This is a genomic window from Streptomyces sp. NPDC102278 (assembly GCF_044766345.1).
Lineage (GTDB): Bacteria > Actinomycetota > Actinomycetes > Streptomycetales > Streptomycetaceae > Streptomyces.
Genome location: NZ_JBIWLV010000007.1, coordinates 140005 through 155890, shown reverse-complemented (window position 1 = coordinate 155890; position 15886 = coordinate 140005). Strand labels below are relative to the sequence as shown.

At 72.7% G+C, this 15886-nt stretch carries 13 protein-coding genes; 7 read left to right on the top strand and 6 right to left on the bottom strand.

What is annotated here, in order from left to right; translation table 11 throughout:
• Positions 1-70: 70 nt before the first annotated feature.
• Positions 71-955, top strand: coding sequence for an aldo/keto reductase (locus tag ACIRO3_RS19260; protein WP_361775785.1), 885 nt, complete (start codon positions 71-73; stop codon positions 953-955).
• A 38-nt stretch (positions 956-993) separates the two neighbouring features.
• On the opposite strand, the gene ACIRO3_RS19255 is transcribed toward ACIRO3_RS19260, so the two are convergent.
• Positions 994-1983 carry a PfkB family carbohydrate kinase gene (locus ACIRO3_RS19255; RefSeq protein ID WP_404138092.1) on the bottom strand — a complete coding sequence of 330 codons (990 nt, stop codon included), beginning with the start codon at positions 1981-1983 and terminating at the stop codon, positions 994-996.
• Between the two features lie 2 nt (positions 1984-1985).
• Positions 1986-2600, bottom strand: coding sequence for a bifunctional 4-hydroxy-2-oxoglutarate aldolase/2-dehydro-3-deoxy-phosphogluconate aldolase (locus tag ACIRO3_RS19250; RefSeq protein WP_404138090.1), 615 nt, complete (start codon positions 2598-2600; stop codon positions 1986-1988).
• Between the two features lie 110 nt (positions 2601-2710).
• Between ACIRO3_RS19250 and ACIRO3_RS19245 the strand changes: the two genes are divergently transcribed.
• Positions 2711-3502, top strand: coding sequence for an IclR family transcriptional regulator (locus tag ACIRO3_RS19245; protein ID WP_404138087.1), 792 nt, complete (start codon positions 2711-2713; stop codon positions 3500-3502).
• 160 nt (positions 3503-3662) lie between these two features.
• Positions 3663-5474: a sigma-70 family RNA polymerase sigma factor gene (locus ACIRO3_RS19240; protein ID WP_404138084.1), complete on the top strand. Its 1812-nt coding sequence runs from the start codon at positions 3663-3665 to the stop codon at positions 5472-5474.
• 151 nt (positions 5475-5625) lie between these two features.
• On the opposite strand, the gene ACIRO3_RS19235 is transcribed toward ACIRO3_RS19240, so the two are convergent.
• Entirely contained in the window at positions 5626-7017 is a 1392-nt protein-coding gene (locus ACIRO3_RS19235; protein WP_404138082.1) for a glutamate decarboxylase, read from the bottom strand.
• Positions 7018-7318: 301 nt separating this feature from the next.
• On the opposite strand from ACIRO3_RS19235, the gene ACIRO3_RS19230 reads away from it, so the two are divergent.
• Together ACIRO3_RS19230 and ACIRO3_RS19225 are read left to right on the top strand one after the other, a co-directional pair.
• Positions 7319-7699 carry a tyrosinase cofactor gene (locus ACIRO3_RS19230; protein WP_365999843.1) on the top strand — a complete coding sequence of 127 codons (381 nt, stop codon included), beginning with the start codon at positions 7319-7321 and terminating at the stop codon, positions 7697-7699.
• A complete protein-coding gene (locus ACIRO3_RS19225) occupies positions 7699-8544 on the top strand; it encodes a tyrosinase family protein (protein WP_404138079.1) in 846 nt (281 codons plus the stop codon). The genes ACIRO3_RS19230 and ACIRO3_RS19225 overlap by 1 nt, the downstream gene beginning before the upstream one ends.
• Here ACIRO3_RS19225 and ACIRO3_RS19220 read toward each other — a convergent pair.
• Both ACIRO3_RS19220 and ACIRO3_RS19215 read right to left on the bottom strand, forming a co-directional pair.
• Positions 8502-9203 (bottom strand): response regulator, encoded by a 702-nt coding sequence (locus ACIRO3_RS19220; protein ID WP_361775761.1) that lies wholly within the window; start codon positions 9201-9203, stop codon positions 8502-8504. The genes ACIRO3_RS19225 and ACIRO3_RS19220 overlap by 43 nt on opposite strands.
• On the bottom strand, positions 9200-10828 hold the full coding sequence (locus ACIRO3_RS19215) for an ATP-binding protein (RefSeq protein ID WP_404138074.1): 1629 nt from the start codon (positions 10826-10828) through the stop codon (positions 9200-9202). The genes ACIRO3_RS19220 and ACIRO3_RS19215 overlap by 4 nt, the downstream gene beginning before the upstream one ends.
• Positions 10829-10932: 104 nt before the next feature.
• Between ACIRO3_RS19215 and ACIRO3_RS19210 the strand changes: the two genes are divergently transcribed.
• Positions 10933-12300, top strand: a complete 1368-nt coding sequence (locus ACIRO3_RS19210; protein WP_404138071.1) for a cation:dicarboxylate symporter family transporter — start codon at positions 10933-10935, stop codon at positions 12298-12300.
• A 539-nt stretch (positions 12301-12839) separates the two neighbouring features.
• Entirely contained in the window at positions 12840-14606 is a 1767-nt protein-coding gene (locus tag ACIRO3_RS19205) for a S8 family serine peptidase (protein ID WP_404138068.1), read from the top strand.
• Between the two features lie 74 nt (positions 14607-14680).
• On the opposite strand, the gene ACIRO3_RS19200 is transcribed toward ACIRO3_RS19205, so the two are convergent.
• On the bottom strand, positions 14681-15385 hold the full coding sequence (locus ACIRO3_RS19200) for a (2Fe-2S)-binding protein (protein WP_404138065.1): 705 nt from the start codon (positions 15383-15385) through the stop codon (positions 14681-14683).
• Positions 15386-15886 lie beyond the last annotated feature (501 nt).

Below are 15886 nucleotides of genomic sequence, written 5' to 3'. Positions count from 1 at the left end.
TCCGGGCTGGGACCGCCTGGACCCGCCCACCGCAGGTGGGAGCCCCGCAGGGGGTGTGCGAAAGTGCCGCATGACCTCTGAAACGATCAATGCCGACGCGGCCGGGACCTGGCGGCTGGGCGATCTGACCGTCAACCGGATCGGCTTCGGCGCGATGCGCCTCACCCACCTCGCCGACGGTTCCCCGAGCGACCGCGACCGCGTCACGGGGGTGCTGCGCAAGGCCGTGGAGCTCGGGGTGAACCACATCGACACGGCGGCCTTCTACTTCTCCCCGCTGCGCTCCGCCAACGAGCTCATCAACCGGGCGCTCGCCCCCTACGGAGACGAGCTGGTCATCACCACCAAGGTGGGCCCCGGCCGGGACGCCGCCGGGAACTGGTGGTGGGCGGAGCCCGACCAGTTGCGCGGCCAGGTGGAGGAGAACCTGCGCCAGTTGGGCCGTGACCACCTCGACGTGGTCAATCTGCGCGTGCCCCGGCGCGAGAGCACCGGTTCGATCGCCGAGCACTTCGGGGCCCTCGCCGAACTCCGCACGGCCGGGCTGATCCGCCACCTCGGGATCTCCAACGCGCGGCCCGACCACCTCGCGCAGGCCACGGCCATCGCCCCGGTGGTCTGTGTGCAGAACCCGTACGGGATCGGCTCCCCCGCCGAGGACCACGCCTTCCTCGACGCGTGCGGTGAGCGGGGCGTGGCCTTCGTGCCCTTCTTCGCGATCGCCGGCGCCGGCCGGGAGGCGGGGGTCGTCGAGACCGACGGGCCGCAGGTCCTCGCGCTCGCCGCGGAACACGGGGTGTCCACGGCCCAGCTCCGCCTGGCCTGGACGCTGAGCCGGGGCGCCCACGTGCTGGCGATCCCCGGTACCGGCAACCCCGACCACCTGGTCGAGAACGTCGCCGTCGGGTCGCTGCGCCTGTCGCCGGCGGAGATCGCCCTCCTCGAAGCGCCGTAGCGAGGGGGCTGCGGCCGGCGGCCCGGGGCCGCCGCCGGTCAGCCGGGGAGCGCCCTGCCCCGGTGGGCGGCGGCCAGGGCCGCCGTCTCGGCGAAGTCGGGGACGAGTCCGGTGCCGCCCCGGCCGGACACGGACAGGGAGGCGGCGGCGAGCCCGTAGGACACGGCGTCCGCGAGGGTGTCGCCCAGCGCGAGCCGGGCGGTGACGGTACCGGTGAAGCAGTCGCCCGCGCCCGTCGCGTCGACGGGGGCGGCGTTGACGGGAACCGGATGGAACGCGGCCCCCGCCCCGTCGTCCAACAGCAGCCGGTCGGCGCCCGCGGTCACGGCGACGGCCCGGGCACCGAGCGCGCGGTAGCGGGCGGCGGCGAGCACCGGTTCGTCGGTGTCCACCAGCGCGAGCGCGTCGGCCGGGCAGGAGGACTTGAGCAGCCCGGTCAGCGGGGCGATCAGGGCGAGCAGGGAGCGGGCCTCGTCCCGGCCGGTCAGGCGGGGGCGGTGGTTGGGGTCGTACGAGAGGTGCCCGCCGGCTTGGTGCACGAGCCGGGCGGCGGCCAGCACCGCCTCGCGGCTGCTCGGCGACAGGGCGCCGGTGATGCCGCTGGTGATCAGGGTCGGGGTACCGGTCAGCAGACTCCGCCAGGAGACGACGTGACGGGGCGCGAGGGTGGAACCGGCGCTGCCGGTGCGCCAGTAGACGAACTCCCGGTCGCCCTCGGTGTCCGCGGAGAGCAGGTAGGCGCCGTTGGGTCGCGGGGCGCGACGCACGTGGGAGACGTCCACCCCGAGGGCGGTGGCGCGGGCCAGCAGCGGCACGCTCAGTTCGTCCTCGCCGACCACGGCCAGCAGCGCGGTCCGGGCTCCGGCGGCGGCCGCGGCGGCGGCCGCGTTGAGGGCGTCGCCCGAGTAGGAGAGGCGGGCTGCGGTTCCGTCGGCGGCGTCGCGCAGGGCGGCGTCGGCGTGGATCTCGACGAGGACCTCGCCGAGGACGAGTACGTCGTAGTCGGTCCGATGCCGCCGTCCGGGCACGGTCAGCGCTCCGGGGTGCAGCGCGGGCAGCACGGCCGGGCCAGTTCGGCGAAGACGGCGGCCAGTTCGCCGGGGTCGGCCGGGAGCCCGTCGCCGATGCCGACGGCTCCCGCCCCGGCGGCGAGCCATTCGCGCACCTCGCCCGGCCGGATGCCACCGGTCGGGATGATCAGGGCCTCGGGGAGGACGGCCTTGAGGGAGCGGATGAACCGGGTGCCTCCCACATGGGCGGGGAAGACCTTCGCGGCGCCCGCGGACCGGGCTGCCGCGGCGATCTCGCCGGGGGTGAACCCGCCTTCGATGAAGACCGCCCGGCGCCGGCGGGCCAACTCCCGGACCTCGGGTGCCGGGTAGGGGGAGATCAGGAAGCCGGCGCCGGCGTCGAGGGCCTGCTCGGCCTGGGTGGCGGTGGTGACGGTGCCGACGCCGATCAGCGCGGAGCGGCCGGCGGCGTCGGTGAGCGGCGCGGTTCGGGCGACGGCCCCGGCCCAACCGGGGGTGGAGGTGGTCAGTTCCACGGCCCGGCAACCCGCGGCGAGCAGTGCGGTGGTCCGGCGGACGGTCTCGTCGGCGTCGGCGTCGCGCAGCACCGGCAGCAGGCGCTGCGCCGCTATCACCGCGTAGGGATGACAGGACAACAAGGAACCCCCAGTTGTTCCACGTAGTGGAACGACGTATCGTGTACCGGCACTTACTGTTTCGGACCTTACACACGCCGGGAGACCCCGTGTCAACGGATGCAGCAACGGGAGCCGACGGCGTCGCGCGCGGTGGGCGGAGTTCGGCGGCGGGTTCCGCGTTGGAGAAGTCGTTGCGGATCCTGGAGGCGGTGGCCGCTCCGGGCGGCCCGCACCGGCTGGCCGACGTCATGACGGCGGCCGCCGTGCCCAAGTCGAGCACCTTCCGGATCCTGGCATCGCTGATCGAACAGGGCTTCGTGCGCGCGGAGGACGGGAGCCGCTACGGCGTGGGTCCTCGGCTGCGGGGGCTGTCTGCGCTGGTCAGCGGCGGGGAGCCGGCGAGCATCGAGGAGATCCTGCGCGAGCTGCGGCGGGCCACGGGCCAGACCGTCCATCTCGCCCTGCACAGCGGGGAGACCATCACCTACATCCGGAAGCTGGAGAGCGAGCAGCCCTTCCGGACCGCGTCCCGGGTGGGCATGCGGATGCCGTTGCACACCACGGCGATCGGCAAGAGCATTCTGGCCGGCCTGACGGCCGATGAGGTACGGGGCCTGATCGCCGCCACCGGCCTGCCGGGCCGTACCCCCGGGACGCTGACCACCGCGCGGGCGCTGCTGGCGGAACTGGACGTGGTGCGCGCCCGGGGGTTCGCGGTGGACGACGAGGAGAACGAGCCGACCATCCGCTGCATCGGCGCGGCGATCGTGGGCCCGGACGGACGCCCGGTGGGCGGGGTCTCGGTCACCACCGTGACCTTCCTCGTCTCCCGCGAGGAGATCGAGGCGTACGCACCCGCCCTGCGCGCGGCCACGGCGGCGCTGGCCCCGCTGCTGTGAGGCCCCGAGGCGCCCTTGCCGCTCCCCCGGCCCGCCGCCGGAACAGCACGCGCGGCGGTGGCGGCGGATTCGTCTTGCGGATAAGTGTTATCAAGGCCCCTCTCGACTGTCTCCCAGGTATTGGGCATCATCGACCGCCGGTACGGACAGGGAAGATCACATGAGTACAGAGCACACGGCAGCGCTGGTGGCAGCGGCCCGCGCGGGCGATCCCCGCGCGCAGGACGAGCTCGTCAGCACCTATTTGCCGCTCGTCTACAACATCGTCGGCCGGGCCCTGAACGGGTCCTGCGACGTGGACGACGTGGTGCAGGACACCATGCTGCGGGCGCTGGACGGACTGGGCGGTCTGCGTGCGGACGAGAGCTTCCGGTCCTGGCTGGTCGCGATCGCGATGAACCGGATACGGGCCCACTGGGCCGCCCGGCAGAGCGGCCCGGGCGAGAGCGGTCTGGAGGCCGCCTGGGACGTCGCGGACCCCGGCGCCGACTTCGTCGACCTGACCGTCGTACGGCTCAACCTGGAGGGGCAGCGCCGGGAGACGGCGCGGGCGACGCGTTGGCTGGAGCCCGACGACCGGGCGTTGCTGTCGCTGTGGTGGCTGGAGTGCGCCGGTGAGCTGACGCGCGGCGAGATGGCGGCCGCCCTGGAACTCTCCCCCCAGCACACGGCGGTCCGGGTCCAGCGGATGAAGGCCCAACTGGAGTCGGCTCGCGTGGTCGAGCGGGCGTTGGACGCCCAGCCGCCGTGCGAGGAGCTGCGCGGGCTCGCGGCGGGCTGGGACGGGCTGCCCTCGACGCTGTGGCGCAAGCGAATAGCCCGGCACGCGCGGGAGTGCGTGCGCTGTTCCGGGCTGTGGAGCGGCCTGGTCCCGGCGGAGGGGCTGTTGGCCGGGCTGGCGCTGGTGCCGGTCGGCGCGGCCCTGCTGGCCGGCATACGGTCGGCCGCGGCCGGCGCCGGCGGCATGACCCCGGTGGGCGCGACCCTCGCCGACGCGGGCACCTCGTACGACACCGGCACCTCGTACGACGCAGGTACCTCCCACGACGCAGGTACCTCGTACGGCTCAGGCGCCTCATACGACTCGGGGGCCTCGTTTGCCGACGCGGCGACCCAGCTCGCCCCGGTGGTGTCCGGGCCGGGCCGGGCGGCCCGTCGCAAGGCGGCCGAGCAGGGCGAGGGCGCCGGTGGACACGCCGCCGAGGCCGCCGCCGGTCGCGGCGACCGGCGCAGGCGACGTCAGAACCGTCGCCGGGCCATCGGCGGCGCGGTCATCGCCGCGTGCGTCGCGGGAGGCGGTCTGGTGTACCTCGGCTCGCTGCCCGGCTCCGGTGAGCCGGAGGCCGCCGGCAGCGCCCCCGCGTCCCCGCTGGCGGCACTTTCCGCACCCGACCCGAGCACGGCCCTCCCCTCGACGTCCGCCTCGCCGTCGCCCTCTCCGTCCGTTTCCGCCTCCGCCTCGCCCTCCGCGTCGGCCTCCGCTTCGCCGTCGCCGAGCGAGACCCCGAAGCCTAAGCCGACCCCCAAGCGGACCAAGAGCGACCCGCCGGCCCCGCGCCCCTCCGCTCCCGCGCCGGCGCCCGCACCGCCGCAGGGCGTGGCCGGGCAGGTGGTGGCGCTGGTCAACTCCGAGCGGTCGAAGGCGGGTTGCGGACCCCTGAAGGAGGACTCGCAGCTGCGTGCCGCCGCCCAGGGCCACTCCGACGACATGGCCCGGCGCGACTTCTTCGCACACACCAACCCGGACGGCGCCGACCCGGGCAAGCGGACCACCGCCGCCGGCTACGACTGGTCCACCTACGGGGAGAACATCGCGCGGGGGCAGCAGACGGCCCAGTCCGTGATGGACTCCTGGATGAAGAGCCCGGGCCACCGCGCCAACATCCTCAACTGCTCCTTCAAGGACATCGGCGTGGGCATTCACAACGGCTCCGGCGGCCCCTGGTGGACGCAGAACTTCGGCGCCCGCTGAGCGACTCCCTCCGCCCGGCAGGCTCCGGTCCGCCGCCGCGCGCTCCGGTCCGCCGCCGCGCACTCCGGCCCGCCGCCGCGCACTCCGGTCCGCCGCCACGCACCCCGGGCGTGGCGGTCGCCGCGCACGGGGGCGCGACGGCCGCCCGCCGTCAGTGGTGGAACCCGGACTTGGGCTCGGTGGTCGGCACGGGCTGCGGGTGCTTGACCAGGTGCTCGACGGCCGCCTTCAGGTCGGCGATCAGCAGGGCGATCTGATCGCGGGTCACCCCGTGCCGGACCAGCACCCGCTGGATCACGGTGTCGTCGCGGTCGGCCGGCAGCGGGTACGAGGGCACCTGCCAACCGCGCATCCGCAGCCGGTCGGAAAGGTCGTAGAGGGTGAAGCCCGCCCCGGCCGGATCGGCGAGGGTGTAGGAGACGGCGGGCAGCGCGCCGCGCCCGTCGTAGAGCAGGGTGAAGGGCCCCATCCCGGCGATCTCGCCGGCCAGGTACTGGGCGGTGTCGGCGCAGGCCTGTTGGACGCGCCGGTATCCGCCCTTGCCCAGGCGCAGGAAGAGGTAGTACTGGGCGATGATCTCGCCGCCCGGGCGGGAGAAGTTGAGGGCGAAGGTCGGCATGTCGCCGCCGAGGTAGTCCACGTCGAAGACGAGGTCGGCGGGGAGCAGGTCGGCGGTGCGCCACACGATCCAGCCGACGCCGAGGGGCGCGAGCCCGTACTTGTGCCCCGAGGTGTTGACCGAGGCCACGCGCGGCAGCCGGAAGTCCCACACCACGTCGGGGTGGAGGAAGGGCGCGACGAAGCCGCCGCTGGCGGCGTCCACGTGGATGGGGACGTCCCAGCCGCTGGTCTGCTGGATCCGGTCGAGTTCGGCGGCGAGCTCGGCGACGGGTTCGTAGTCACAGGTGTAGGTGACACCGAGGATGGCGACCACACCGATGGTGTTCTCGTCGACGTGGTCGGCGAGCTGATGGGGCCGCAGGCCGGTGGCGCCCGGCTCCAGGGGGACCTGGCGGAGTTCGACGTCGAAGTAGCGGGCGAACTTGTCCCAGCAGATCTGCACCGGTCCGCACACCAGGTTGGGTCGGTCGGTGGACAGGCCGGCGGCCTTGCGGGCCGCGCGCCAACGCCATTTGAGGGCGAGTCCGCCGAGCATGGCGGCCTCGCTGGAGCCGGTGGTGGAGCAGCCGGTGCCGGTGGTGCCCTCGGGGGCGTTCCACAGGTCGGCGAGGATGTTGACGCAGCGGGCCTCGATCTCGGCCGTCTGCGGGTACTCGTCCTTGTCGATCATGTTCTTGTCGAGGCACTGGTTCATCAGGCGGTGGACGCCGTCGTCGGACCAGGTGGTGCAGAAGGTGGCCAGGTTCTGGGCCGCGTTGCCGTCGAGGAGCAGCTCGTTGCTGATCAGCTCGTAGACCACCTCGGTGGGTGAGTGGTCGTCGGGCATCCGGTACTTGGGGAGAACCTGCCCGCTCAGGACGGACGCGAACACGTCCGTGTCGGAGTCGGTGGCGGATGCGTCCTTCGTCTCATGCAGGGCCATATCGGGACTATAGGCCGATAACCGTCATTAACTCCGAAGGCGGCCTCGGGTGGCGCCCGGTGCTGTCGGGGGCGACGTTTCGCACACGCTTCCGGCCGACTCTTCGATGTGATCCCACCCATAGGAACCGCGAGATACCGAAAGAATTACTGACGAGTAGACTTACTGACGCAGATCTTCCCGTTCGGCCTGGCGAACTCGGCCGGAACGGGAAGATCGGCCAATTCGTTCACTACGCAACTTATCCTTCGATGTCCGGATAGCGGTCAACTATCCCCGCCCGCCTGATAGTTCTTCGGCCATGAACAAGATCACCCGCAGGCAGGCCTTGGGCACCACTGCCGGCGCACTCTCCGTCATCGGCCTCGCGGGCGCCACCGCGTACGCGGCCGGCACCGACTCCCGCGCCGCGATACCCGCCGGCACGGTCGACGAGGTCTACCTGGGCCGCCGCATCCGGATCACCCCCGCCACCGGCGGCGGTCATCACGGCGGCCACCACTCGCCCGACCTTCCCACGGTCCGCATAGACGGCGGCGAACTCCACGTGATGCGGAACGCCGACGGCAGCTGGATCAGCGTGGTCAACCACTACGAGACCTTCGCCACCCCGATCTCGCTCGCCCGCGCCGCCGTGCGCGAGCTCCAGGGCGCCACCCTCGTCCCGATGGGCGGCATGTGATGACCGTGCGCAAGAACCAGGCCACGCTCACCTCCGAGGAGAAGCGCGCCTTCACCAACGCGCTGCTCGAACTGAAGCGCACCGGCCGCTACGACCGCTTCGTGACCACGCACAACGGCTTCATCATGAGCGACACCGACTCCGGCGACCGGGTCGGCCACCGGTCCCCGTCCTTCCTCCCCTGGCACCGTCGGTTTCTGCTGGAGTTCGAAGCGGCTCTCCAGGTGGTGGACAAAAACGTTTCCCTTCCCTATTGGGACTGGACGACGGACCGCACCACCCGCTCCTCCCTCTGGGCCGCCGACTTCCTCGGCGGCACCGGTCGGGCCCGCGACGGACAGGTCCTGGACGGACCGTTCGCCTACGCGACGGGCAAGTGGAACATAGACGTACGGGTGGACGGCCGCTCCTACCTGCGCAGGGCGCTCGGCACCGGTGTGGCCGAACTGCCCACCAAGGCCGAGGTGGAAGCCGTACTGGCCATGCCGGTGTACGACATGGCTCCCTGGAACAGCGCCTCGAACGGCTTCCGCAACAACCTGGAGGGCTGGCGCGGCGCCAACCTCCACAACCGCGTGCACGTGTGGGTCGGCGGACAGATGGCAACCGGCGTCTCCCCGAACGACCCGGTGTTCTGGATGCACCACGCGTACATCGACAAGCTGTGGGCCGACTGGCAGGCCAGGCACCCGCAGTCCACGTACCTTCCGGCCGCCGGCACCACCAACGTCGTGGACCTGAACGACACGATGCGGCCGTGGAACGACGTGACGCCGGCCGACATGCTGGACCACCGGAAGTTCTACACCTTCGACACCGAGCCCGCTTCCGCGAGCCAGCGGTAGCGCAGTTCGGGGCGGCCCACCTGGCCGTACCGGGGCGTCCGGTCCGCACGACCGGTGTCCACCAGGTGCTCCAGGTAGCGGCGGGCGGTGATCCGGGAGATCCCGGCCGCCTCGGCCGCCCCGGCGGCGGTCAGCCCGTCGTCGGCCCCCCGCAGCAGCGCCGCGACCCTGTCCAGGGTCGGGGCGCTGAGGCCTTTGGGGAGTTCCGCCGGGCGGGGGGAGCGCAGTGCGGCCATCGCCCGGTCGACGTCGTCCTGACCGGCCGCCTCCCCCGCCGTCGCGCGGAACTCCGCATAGCGCAACAGTCGTTCGCGCAGGGTCGGGAACGCGAAGGGCTTCAGCACGTACTGCACGACGCCCAGCGAGACGCTCTCGCGGACCACGGTCAGGTCCCGCGCCGAGGTCACCACGATCACGTCCACGGGGTGCCCCGCGGCCCGCAGGCCGCGCGCGAAGCGCAGTCCGTGGCCGTCGGGCAGGGTCAGGTCGAGCAGCAACAGGTCGATCCGGGTCCGTTCCAGCACCCGGGTGGCCTCGGCCAGTGAGTGGACGGCGCCGACGGCGGTGAACCCGGGCACCCGGCCGACGTACAGCGCGTGGGCGTCGGCGGCCACCGGGTCGTCCTCGACCACCAGGACCCGCACCTCGGGGGCGCTCACGTGCGCACCGCGCGGCGCACGGGCAGCCGTACGATGAACTCCGCGCCGCCGTCCGACGCGGGGGCGGCGTCCGCGCTGCCGCCGTGCCGGTGGGCCACCTGACGGACCAGCGCGAGACCGAGCCCGCGCCCCTCCCCCTTGCCGGACCAGCCGCGTCGAAAGACGTCGGCCCCGGCGCCCTCGGGCAGCCCGGGGCCGTTGTCCGTGACCCGGATCAGGATGTGCTCGCCCTCGTGCTCGCCCTCACTCTCGCCCTCGTGCCGGACCGTGACGGCGACCCGCCCGCCCGGGGTACCCGTGAGTGCCTCGACGGCGTTGTCGACGAGGTTGCCGAGGACCGTGACGAGGTCCCGGGCGGGCGGCGTGCCGGGGCCCGTGTCGACGGCGCTGCTGTCCCGGGTGACGATCAGCTCGACCCCCCGCTCGTGTGCCTGCGCGGCCTTGCCGAGCAGCAGGGCCACCAGCACCGGTTCGCCGACGGCGGTGACCACCTCGTCGGTGAGGGCCTGGGCCAACTCCAACTCGGCGGTGGCGAACTCCACCGCCTCGTCCGCGCGGCCGAGCTCGATGAGGGAGACCACGGTGTGCAGCCGGTTGGCCGCTTCGTGGGCCTGTGAGCGCAGAGCCTCGGTGAATCCCCGTTCGTTGTCCAACTCCCCCGCGAGTGACTGGAGTTCGGTGTGGTCCCGCAGGGTGACCACGGTACCGCGGCGGCCACCGCCCGCCACGGGAGAGCTGTTGACCACCAGGACCCGGTCGGCGGTCAGGTGCACCTCGTCCACCCGGGGCCGGTCCGCGAGCAGGGCGCCGGTGAGTGGCGGGGGCAGGGCGAGGTCGGCGACCGCGGTCCCCCTGACCTCGCCGCGCAGGCCGAGCAGTTCGCGGCCCGCGTCGTTGATCAGGGTGATCCGACGCCGGCCGTCGAGCATCAACAGTCCCTCCCGCACCCCGTGCAGGGCCGCCTGGTGGTAGTCGTACACACCACTCAGCTCGGCCGCGTTCATGCCGTGGGTGTGCCGGCGCAGGCGGGCGTTGACGATGTACGTCCCCACGCCGCCGAGGGTGAGGGCTCCGGCCGCGACCCACACGAGGGCGGAGAGCTGCCGGGCCAGCCGGTCCCTGATGGCGCGGACGGTGATGCCCGCGCTGACCATGCCGACGACGCGCCCGTCGTCGAGCAGCGGGGTGACCACGCGGATGGACGGACCGAGGGTGCCGGTGTAGGTCTCGGCGAAGGTCTCACCGCGCAGCGCCGGGGCGGTGTTCCCGAGGAAGGGTTCGCCGATGCGGCGCGGATCGCGGTGGGTCCAGCGACGCCCCGCCGGGGACATGATCGTCACGAAGTCCACTCCCGAGTCGACCCGCACCCGTTCCGCGTAGGGCTGGAGCGCCGCCGACGGGTCGGTCCCGCGTCCGGCGCCCCGTACCGCCTCGACCACCGAGGGCGAGTCGGCGACCGCGCGGGCGACGGCCCCGGCCTGGAGCCGGGCCGCCTCCTCGGCCTGGCCGCGGGCGGTCGCGTAGGCGAAGACCGCGCAGCCGGCGAGGACGACGGCGACCAGCAGCACCTGCATGGCGAAGAGCTGGCCGGCGAGGCTGCGCGGCGGTCGGGGGAAGCGGAACATGGCGCTCAGTCTGCACCCGGCCGTGAACTCAATGAACGCAAGGGTGACCGGGGTCACAGGGTGGGCGATGGTCTCCCGGAACGCAATCACCACCAGGAGGCATCGTGGCCGCCAGGCGCGACAAGACCCACTATCTGTACATCGCGGTGATCGCCGCGGTGCTGCTCGGCATCGCCGTGGGCTTCGCCGCCCCCGGCGTCGCCGTCGAGCTGAAGCCGTTGGGCACCGGCTTCGTGAACCTCATCAAGATGATGATCTCGCCCGTGATCTTCTGCACGATCGTGCTGGGCATCGGCTCGGTGCGCAAGGCCGCGAAGGTGGGCGCGGTCGGCGGTCTGGCCCTCGGCTACTTCATGGTCATGTCCACGGTGGCGTTGGCCATCGGTCTGCTGGTGGGGAACCTGCTGGAGCCGGGCAGCGGACTGCACCTGACCGAGGCGGCGCGCAGCGCCGGCGAGGCGCAGGCCGAGGCGGGCGGGGCGCAGAGCACGCAGGAGTTCCTGCTGGGGATCATCCCGACCACGATGGTGTCCGCGTTCACCGGGGGCGAGGTCCTCCAGACGCTGCTGGTGGCACTGCTCAGCGGGTTCGCCCTCCAGGCCATGGGGCGCTCGGGCGAACCGGTGCTGCGCGGGATCGGGTACATCCAGAAGCTGGTCTTCCGGGTGCTCGCGATGATCATGTGGGCGGCGCCGGTGGGCGCCTTCGGGGCGATCGCGGCGGTGGTCGGGGCCACCGGCGTCGACGCGCTGAAGTCCCTGGCCGTGATCATGATCGGCTTCTACACGACCTGTCTGCTGTTCGTGTTCGTGGTGCTGGGCACCCTGCTGCGGGTGTGTACGGGCATCAACGTGTTCGCCCTGCTGCGCTACCTGGGTCGGGAGTTCCTGCTGATCCTGTCGACGTCCTCCTCCGAGTCGGCGCTGCCGCGGCTGATCGCGAAGATGGAGCACGTCGGGGTCTCGCGACCGGTGGTCGGCATCACGGTGCCTACGGGTTACTCCTTCAACCTGGACGGGACCGCGATCTACCTGACGATGTCCTCGCTGTTCGTCGCGGAGGCGATGGGCAAGCCGCTCGCGCTGGGCGAGCAGATCTCGCTGCTGCTGTTCATGATCATCGCCTCGAAGGGCGCGGCCGGCGTGACCGGCGCGGGCCTGGCCACGCTGGCCGGCGGCCTCCAGTCCCATCGGCCCGAGCTGGTGGACGGGGTCGGGCTGATCGTGGGCATCGACCGGTTCATGAGCGAGGCGCGGGCGTTGACCAACTTCGCGGGCAACGCCGTCGCGACGGTGCTGATCGGCACGTGGACCAAGGAGTTCGACCGCGAGCGCGCGACCGAAGTCCTCGCGGGCCGTCTCCCCTTCGACGAGACCACGCTGATCGACGACGTACACGGAGCGGTTGCGGAGGAGGAACCGGCCGCCGTGCCCGTCCAGTCGGGCAGCGACAAGGACGGCGTCCCGGTCTGACCGGAACGCCCGTGAGGGGGTGGGCCCGGCGCGACGCCGGTCCTTCCCCGGGGCCGGCCGGGCGGGGCTCGCCCCCACGGTGCCCGGCCCGGCCGGCCCACACCCGGCCCCGCCCTCGCCCCTGTCCCGGCCGCGCGCCCCTCGTACGAGGGGACCCGGCTGGTGTGCAGGGGCGAACCCGTCGCCCCGATGACCGGATCCACCCCCGGCCGCCGGCCCGCCGGGGCACCGCCGCAGGGGCCGCGGCCCGGTGGGTCGGCGGCCCGGACCGGCCGCCGGGGAGGGCGAGAGCCGGCCGCACGCGACGGAGTTCGCGGTTCGCTCCCGCATCGGGCGGCGAAAACCGGTACGGTACGGCGATTTTCAGCCACAAGATCATCAACTTGCCTGCGGTAAAAGGTACTTCCCTACCGGGCCAGGCGTCTGACATCTTGCGTCCACCACTCGTTTCGTACGACCCGGTAGGTGCCACCCGCGCCACCGGGTCATCGGAGGACGCATTGATACCCCACATATCCAGCCGACCTCGACGTGCCTTGGTGCTGGCGGCCGCCCTCGGCGCCGCTCTCACCTTCGGGGCTCCCGCCGCGCTCGCCGGCACCGACCCCGTCTCTCCGTCCGCCCCGGCCGCCAAGGCCGTGGCCCCGGCGGCGGCGCCGACTTCCCAGAGTGCGACCTGGGTTGCCGGCACCCGCGCCTACCTCGTGATCACCGCCCCCGGTGACACCTCGGCGGTCCGGTCGGCCGTCGCCGCCAACGGCGGCACGGTCTTCCAGTCCTACGACGCCATCGGCGTGATCGTCGCCCACTCCGCGTCCGGCTCCTTCGCCACGACGATGCGCGGTGTCGGCGGGGTCCAGCAGGTCGGCGCCACCCGCACCTCCGACGTGCCGGCCGACGCCTACAACCCGGCGCTGCCCGCCAACCCCGCGCAATCCATCACCCCGGCGGGCGAGCCGGTCCGCGCGGACATGACGCAGATCAAGGCCGACCAGGCCTGGGCCGTCACCACCGGCTCCGCCTCGGTCAAGGTCGGCATCCTGGACACCGGTGTGGACGACCAGCACCAGGACCTGGCGCCGAACTTCAACGCGGCGGACTCCGCCTCCTGCGCCTACGGCAAGCCGGACACCCGTACCGGGGCCTGGCGCGACGTCGGCACCCACGGCACGCACGTGGCGGGCACCGTCGCGGCGGCCAAGAACGGCAAGGGTGTCATCGGTGTCGCCCCCGGCGTGAAGATCTCCTCGGTGCGCATCGCCGAGCCCGGCTCCTCGCTGTTCTTCGCCGAGAACACCGTCTGCGGGTTCATGTGGGCCGGTGACCACGGCTTCAAGGTCACCAACAACAGCTACTACACGGACCCCTGGCAGTTCAACTGCCCGGACAACGCCGACCAGGCCGCGATCATCGAGGGCGTCAAGCGCGCCCAGGAGTACGCGCAGGGCAAGGGTTCGCTCCAGGTCGCGGCCGCGGGCAACTCCAACATCGACCTGGCCAACAAGAAGACCGACACCGAGAGCCCGAACGACTCGACGCCGGTCACCCGCACCATCACCAACGCCTGCCTGGACATCCCGACCGAACTCCCCGGCGTGGTCACGGTGTCGGCGATGGGCACCACCGCGAAGGCCTCGTACTCCAACTACGGCCTGAACGTCATCGACGTCACGGCCCCGGGCGGCGACGCCACCGGCATCTACAGCACCCAGCCGGGCGGCAAGTACGGCACCATGAGCGGCACCTCGATGGCCTCCCCGCACGTAGCGGGCGTGGCCGCGCTCCTCGCGAGCGCCAATCCGGGCATCACCCCGGCGCAGATCCGCGACAAGCTGGCCACCCAGGCCAACGACGTCGCCTGCCCCTCGGACAGCCGCTGCACCGGCACCACCGCCAAGAACGGCTTCTTCGGCGAGGGCCAGGTCGACGCGCTGAAGGCGGTCGGCGGCTCCACTCCGCCGGCCGGCAAGTACTTCGAGAACCAGGCCGACTTCGCGATCGCCGACAACGCGACCGTCGAGAGCCCGATCACCGTCAGCGGGGTCACGGGCAACGCCCCGGCCACCCTCAAGGTGGGCGTGGACGTCAAGCACACCTACATCGGTGACCTCAAGGTCGACCTGATCGCCCCGGACGGCACGGTCTACACCGTGCACAACCGGTCCGGCGGCAGCGCCGACAACATCGCGCAGACCTACACCGTCAACGCCTCGTCCGAGGTCGCGAACGGCACGTGGAAGCTGCGCGTGAACGACAACGCCGGGGGCGACACCGGCAAGATCGACGCCTGGAACCTGACCTTCTAGTCGGAATCGGGTGACCGGCGCCGGTCGCGCACGACGTCGCGGCGGCGCTGCGGGGCCATCGGGGAGGGGTACGTCTACTCCCCGGTGGCCCCGTTCCGTTTCGGGTGCCGCGTGCGCAGCACGCAGTCCCCGCAGAGGCCGCCGCCGGGCACCTTGTAGTAGAGGCAGCAACTGCGGCGCAGGAAGGCCGGCCCGAGCCCTTCCTCGTACACGAAGGCGCCCGTCCCGCCGAGGGCCCCGCCCTCGGACAGCAACGCGGCGACCAGGGCCACGGCCGGGCCGCCGGGCACCCGGTCGAGCAACACCCGCAGCGCCCCGACCAGCCCGGAGGCGGTGTTGCCCCGCAACACCCTGGCGGACACCCCGAACCGGGCGCGCAGCGGCGCGTCCAGCGCCGCCAGGTTCCCGAGCACGGTCCCGCCGAGCGCCGCGGCGGGCCGGGCGCCCTCCCCGGGGCCGGGCAGCCACAGTTCCAGCGAGCCGGCCTCGGGCAGCCGCCACCACACCCGGTCGGGCGCCAGGTCCGGCACCCGACCCGCCAGCGCGGCGCAGCCGAGCCCGAGCGACCAGAGCCGCGAGGCGATCCCGAACTGCGCCGTGGAGGCCGCCACCCGGCCGGGTCCGCTGCGGATCCGTCGCCCCACCTCGTTCACGTACGGGTCGAGGTGGTCCGTGTACAACGCGTCGAGCGGGCGGAAACCGGGGCCGGGCGGCTCGTCCCCGTACGGCACGGTGAAGAAGGGTCCGACGGCGGCCAGCCGCCGCAGTACGTCGTCCATACCCCGATGATCTCAGGCGCCGCCGCCGCCGCGCCAAGGGCCTCAGGGGGGCTCCGAGCCCTCCACGTGGTGCGGGTCGTACATGGCGTCGAGCACACCACGGGAGGTGATCGGGCCCGCGTCCGACCCGGGTGGCGCAACCGGGTCACCCTCGCGGTCCGCCCGCTCGTGGACACTCCGCCGACGACCGCCTGTTCGATGCCCTGAGGGGGCCGGGGGCGCGCCGTGACCGTCTGTGGAGCAGCCCCTGGGACCCTGCCCCGGGGGCCTCGGACTCGTCCCACGTCCTCGCAGGTCAGAGCCCCTGTCACGGTCTCGGGCCGGGGCGGGTGCGGCCGGGCGGACGGTCCGTGTCGAGCGGTGGAACGGGTGTCCGTGGATCAGGATTGCGGGCTCCGCGCCCCCGGGACGGAAGGGAGCGAAAAACATGGCCGCGACGTTGCCATTCAGGGGGTTCATGAGAGGACTTCGAGGGGCTACATTGAGCCACTCGCGTTCACC

Coding starts and splice junctions, on each gene's coding strand:
- ACIRO3_RS19260 (WP_361775785.1), top strand. CDS start 71: ATGACCTCTGAAACGATCAATGCCGACGCGGCCGGGACCTGGCGGCTG.
- ACIRO3_RS19240 (WP_404138084.1), top strand. CDS start 3,663: ATGAGTACAGAGCACACGGCAGCGCTGGTGGCAGCGGCCCGCGCGGGC.
- ACIRO3_RS19235 (WP_404138082.1), bottom strand. CDS start 7,017: ATGGCCCTGCATGAGACGAAGGACGCATCCGCCACCGACTCCGACACG.
- ACIRO3_RS19230 (WP_365999843.1), top strand. CDS start 7,319: ATGAACAAGATCACCCGCAGGCAGGCCTTGGGCACCACTGCCGGCGCA.
- ACIRO3_RS19225 (WP_404138079.1), top strand. CDS start 7,699: ATGACCGTGCGCAAGAACCAGGCCACGCTCACCTCCGAGGAGAAGCGC.
- ACIRO3_RS19215 (WP_404138074.1), bottom strand. CDS start 10,828: ATGTTCCGCTTCCCCCGACCGCCGCGCAGCCTCGCCGGCCAGCTCTTC.
- ACIRO3_RS19200 (WP_404138065.1), bottom strand. CDS start 15,385: ATGGACGACGTACTGCGGCGGCTGGCCGCCGTCGGACCCTTCTTCACC.